This window comes from Companilactobacillus nantensis DSM 16982, assembly GCF_001435815.1.
In the GTDB taxonomy this organism is placed as follows: Bacteria; Bacillota; Bacilli; order Lactobacillales; family Lactobacillaceae; genus Companilactobacillus; species Companilactobacillus nantensis.
In genome coordinates this window covers 1-4,853 of sequence record NZ_AZFV01000060.1, presented here as the reverse complement: position 1 = coordinate 4,853, position 4,853 = coordinate 1, and the positions used below count along the sequence as shown (strand labels likewise).

The window sequence follows — 4,853 nt, the reverse complement described above, 5'->3', positions numbered from 1 at the left end:
CCCCACAGCAGCCAAAAATTTCTGGTTCTCGGAGGCGGCATATAAAGAATAGTATTGAATATTTGCACAACTCATGATAATATTAAACACTGTTAGTTAATATAATCTATATTTCCGTTAAGGATTTATGGCAAAGGAGCGACATAGAATGAAACAAGGAATTCATCCAGAGTATCGTCAAGTTGTATTTATGGATTCATCAACAGGTAAGAAGTTCTTAGCTGGTTCAACAATGAACTCAAAAGAAACAACTGATTATGAAGGTACAGATTATCCATTGATTCGTGTTGAAATTTCATCAGATTCACATCCTTTCTATACTGGTAAACAAAAGTTTGCTCAAGCAGATGGACGTATCGATCGTTTCAACAAGAAATATGGTTTGGCAAACAAATAAAAAAAGTCATCCGTTCGGATGGCTTATTTTTTTGCTTTCGTATTCTTTGGCTTCAAATGTGTAAAGACCCAAACGAAGTTGATCATAGCTAAAACGCTAGTACTTAGAAAGACTGCGGAATAGCTTAAAACGCCTGAAATTGAAGAACCAAGCAATGGTCCACAGACATTACCAACTGACTGGAAGGACTGGTTATAACCGAAGATCCGTCCAGTATATTTTGGATCAGTGTATTTGGCTAAAATTGTTTGTACTTGCGGAACCAAACAGGCATCGGAAATACCAACTAAGAATCTCAAGGCAGCTAACTGCCAAACGTTGGTAACAAAGGCTTGCGGAATATAAACTAAAACGGCGAAAATTAAACCACCAATTAGAATTTTCCCAGTCCCAATTTTATCACCTAGAGCACCAAATCTTGGTGCAGCAATAATATTGGCGATACCCGGCATGGCTGCGACGACACCAGCGACTAATGTGACCTGACTCGAATTGTGCATCAGTTGTTTAACGTACAAACTGATAATCGGGTTGATCGAGTTATTAGAAGCTTGAATGATCAATGTTGTAACAAACATAGCCAAAATTAAATTAGGATTTTTCAACTTGTGGAAAATTTCTTTCGTTGATTCTTCCTGACCTTTGGGAACAGGTTTGAAATCTTCCTTGATGAAAATCGTAACGAGAATAAAAGCTATAAATAGTAATGACCCGGTTAACATAAAAGGAATCCGATAACCGAAGTATTGAGCAATAACACCACCGACCAGCGGTCCCAACAGAGTACCGGAAATTACACCGGTATTGAGGGTTCCTAAAGCTTTACCACTTTCTGATCTTGGCGCAGTTGAAGCAATCAAGGTGTTAGAATTACTAACGAACCCTGAGAAGACACCTTGTAGGAGTCTTAGGACAACTAGTTGCCAAGGAGCAGTGACAAAAGCTTGTAGGAAAATTACCACGGCCATACCAAGCGATGCCCGAATGAGCATTAGTTTACGGCCGCGTCGGTCAGCTATTTTGCCCCAAATTGGAGAGATGATTGCCATGACCAAGAAGGTCGATGAAAAGGCAATACCATTCCAAATGACGAGCTGACTTTTTGTGAAATTACCTAACTGGTTAATGTATAATGGCATAAAGGGTGTTATCATACTGAAGCCAATACCAGATACAAAAGTACTGAACCAGAGAACTATTAGATTTCTTTTCCAATAATTATTCGGCTCAGCAGTATCATCTGTATTAGATGTCATATACATCAAATCCTTTCTAAGTATCTTAGTATACTCTTTTTTTGTTTATATCTGACAAATTTAATTTTTTATAATTGAGGAAGTTTATTCATGAAAATGAAGTTAAGGGAAGTCTACTCTGCACTAAAAATTCAAAGCGACTCGATTGCTGACGTTGAGATTACTGGCGTTTGCTTCGATAGTCGTAAGGCCAAACAAGGCGATTTGTTCTTTCCATTACAAGGTGACCGTGATGGACATGAATTTATCGACAGCGCAATTGAACATGGGGTAAGCGCGACAATTTGGCAAAGTGATCATGATATTCCTAATGACAAGATACCTTATGTTGTCGTTAAGAATGTTTCGATCGCTTTTGAAACATTAGCCAAGTATTATTTGAACAAAGTTAATCCGCAAGTTGTTGCTGTGACAGGTAGCAACGGGAAAACTACTACTAAAGATATGATTGCTAAGGTTTTGAGTACCAGCAATAATGTTGCTAAAACACCACAAAATTTCAATAATGAAATTGGTGTACCTTTTACAATCTTGAACATGCCAACTAATACAGAAGTGTTGGTTATTGAAATGGGAATGGATCGTCCTGGTCAAATCAATCATTTGAGCAGTATTGCCAACCCTGATATTTCAGTAATTACTATGATTGGTGAGGCACACATCGAATTCTTTGGTACAAGAGATAAAATTGCAGATGCCAAAATGGAGATTACCGATCACTTGCATGAAGACGGAAGCTTCATTTATAACGGCGATGAACCATTATTATTGGAACGTGCTAAAAATGTCGAGCAAGATAAATTGACTTTTGGAAGTCACAATAGTAATGATTTATATGCAACCAAGATCGAAGCCGGAAAGACAACGACAAGTTTTATCACCAATCAATGGCCAGAAATTAAATTTGAAATCCCAATGATGGGTGAGTATAACGTGAATAATGCCTTGGCAGCTTTACTAGTTGGTCAGGCTTCACATATTAAACCAGAAGCGATGCAACAAGCATTGCGTGAATTATTTGTAACTGAAAATCGAACTGAATGGCGCAAGGACAAAAATGGCGCTGATATTTTGAGTGATGTGTATAACTCTAACCCCACAGCAGCAATTGAAGTTTTGCACAGTCTCAAAGCAATTAAAACTGCTGGCCGTAAAGTGATTGTTTTAGGTGATATGTTAGAACTCGGTGATGCTTCCAAGTCCTTACATGAATCATTAGCAAGTCACATTGATCCAGCAAACTTTGCAAAAGTTTATTTAGTTGGCCCAGATATGAAATATTTACGCGATAAATTAAGCGCTAAGTATGATGACACAAGTCTGCTTTGGTATGACAAAGATCAACTAACTGATTTAACCAAAGATTTAGAAAAAGAATTAAAACCAGATGACACCGTCTTGTTAAAAGCGAGTCATGGAATCCACTTAGAAAACGTTTTACATGAATTAATGTAGAAGTTGTCATTTGAGTTTGTGTATAAAACGTGGTAAAGTAGTCAAATTGTCAAATTGTTATTTATCGCGTTTTAAAAAATGGAGGACATTTGTGAAATTTAAAGAATTAGATTTAGATCCCAGATTATTGAGTGCCGTAGACGAAGCCGGTTTTGAAGAAACTACACCTATTCAAGCTCAAACTATTCCGCTAGTTATGAGTGGCGATGACGTCATCGGACAAGCTCAAACTGGTACAGGTAAGACGGCAGCCTTTGGCTTACCATTGCTAAATGCCGTTGATACTCAATCAAGTGATATTCAAGCATTGATTATCTCACCAACTAGAGAATTAGCTATCCAAACACAAGAAGAATTATTCCGTTTAGGTAGTAAAAAGAAGGTTAAAGTTCAAAGTGTTTATGGTGGTTCTGACATCAGACGCCAAATCCGTGCTTTGAAGAGTCATCCTCAAATTATTGTCGGTACACCTGGTCGTATGCTTGACCATATCAACCGTCACACTTTGAAGTTGCACAACGTTAAGACAGTTGTGCTTGATGAAGCCGACGAAATGTTGGATATGGGATTCGTTGAAGATATCGAAAGTATCTTGTCAAACGTTCCTAACAAGCACCAAACATTGTTGTTCTCTGCAACAATGCCTAAGCCAATCATGAAGATTGCTGACAAGTTCATGACTGAACCAAAGATTGTTAAGATTAAGTCAAAGGAATTGACTGCTGATAAGATCGAACAATACTTTGTTAAAGCCAAGGAATTTGAAAAATTCGACTTGATGACACGTCTCTTCGATGTTCAAGCTCCAGAGCTTGCATTGATTTTCGGACGTACAAAGCGTCGTGTTGATGAATTAACACGTGGTTTACAAGCTCGTGGTTACAATGCTGAAGGAATTCACGGTGACTTATCACAAGATAAGAGAACTAGCGTTTTACGTAAGTTTAAAGCCGGTAAGCTAGACTTCCTTGTTGCAACTGACGTTGCTGCTCGTGGTTTGGATATTTCTGGTGTATCACATGTTTACAACTATGATATTCCTCAAGATCCTGATAGTTATGTTCACCGTATTGGTCGTACTGGTCGTGCCGGACATTCTGGTGTGTCAGTAACTTTCGTTACACCAAACGAAATGGGTTACTTACGTACAATCGAAAACCTAACAAAGAAGCGTATGGAACCATTAGCTCCACCAACTGATAATGAAGTTCTTAAAGGTCAACTTGAATCTGTTAAACAAGATATCAAGGATACTTTGGCACATGACAAGCACTTGGATCGTTTCAACGATGCAGTTGAAGAATTGTTGTCAGAATATTCTGCTGATAATATTGCTCGTATCTTCTTGAGTGAATCAATCAAGGATGCTGAAAGTGTTCCTGTTAAGATTGCTCCTGAAAGACCACTTCCATCAAGAAAAGTTAGTCATAGCCGTTCGGGCCATGGCCGTCGTAGTGGAGGCCGTAGCAACGGTGATCACCGTGGTGGTAACAGACGTCGCAATGATCGTCGTGATGGTGGCCGTAACCATGATGATAAAGGTGGCAAACGCCGCGAACATGACAACAAACGTAATGGTCGTAGCAAAAAGTCATTTAAGATCAGAACAAATCTTGAAAAATAATTAGTAATTAATAAGACAAGGTAGATAACTTCTATCTTGTCTTTTTTTGTGCTTTTAAATATGCTGTGCAAATGTTGATAGGCCACCTCCAGAAGCAGGAAATTTAGGTCGCTATGGGGAC

At 38.5% G+C, this 4,853-nt stretch carries 4 protein-coding genes; 3 read left to right on the top strand and 1 reads right to left on the bottom strand.

Annotated features, from left to right (window positions below):
* Positions 1-148 precede the first annotated feature (148 nt).
* Positions 149-397 (top strand): type B 50S ribosomal protein L31, encoded by a 249-nt coding sequence (locus FD31_RS13490; RefSeq protein ID WP_041501298.1) that lies wholly within the window; start codon positions 149-151, stop codon positions 395-397.
* A gap of 23 nt (positions 398-420) precedes the next feature.
* Here FD31_RS13490 and FD31_RS13485 read toward each other — a convergent pair whose 3' ends face one another.
* Entirely contained in the window at positions 421-1,653 is a 1,233-nt protein-coding gene (locus FD31_RS13485) for a multidrug efflux MFS transporter (RefSeq protein ID WP_057893308.1), read from the bottom strand.
* 90 nt (positions 1,654-1,743) lie between these two features.
* On the opposite strand from FD31_RS13485, the gene FD31_RS13480 reads away from it, so the two are divergent.
* A complete protein-coding gene (locus FD31_RS13480; RefSeq protein ID WP_057893307.1) occupies positions 1,744-3,108 on the top strand; it encodes a UDP-N-acetylmuramoyl-tripeptide--D-alanyl-D-alanine ligase in 1,365 nt (454 codons plus the stop codon).
* Between the two features lie 91 nt (positions 3,109-3,199).
* Entirely contained in the window at positions 3,200-4,732 is a 1,533-nt protein-coding gene (gene cshA / locus FD31_RS13475; protein WP_057893306.1) for a degradosome RNA helicase CshA, read from the top strand.
* Positions 4,733-4,853 lie beyond the last annotated feature (121 nt).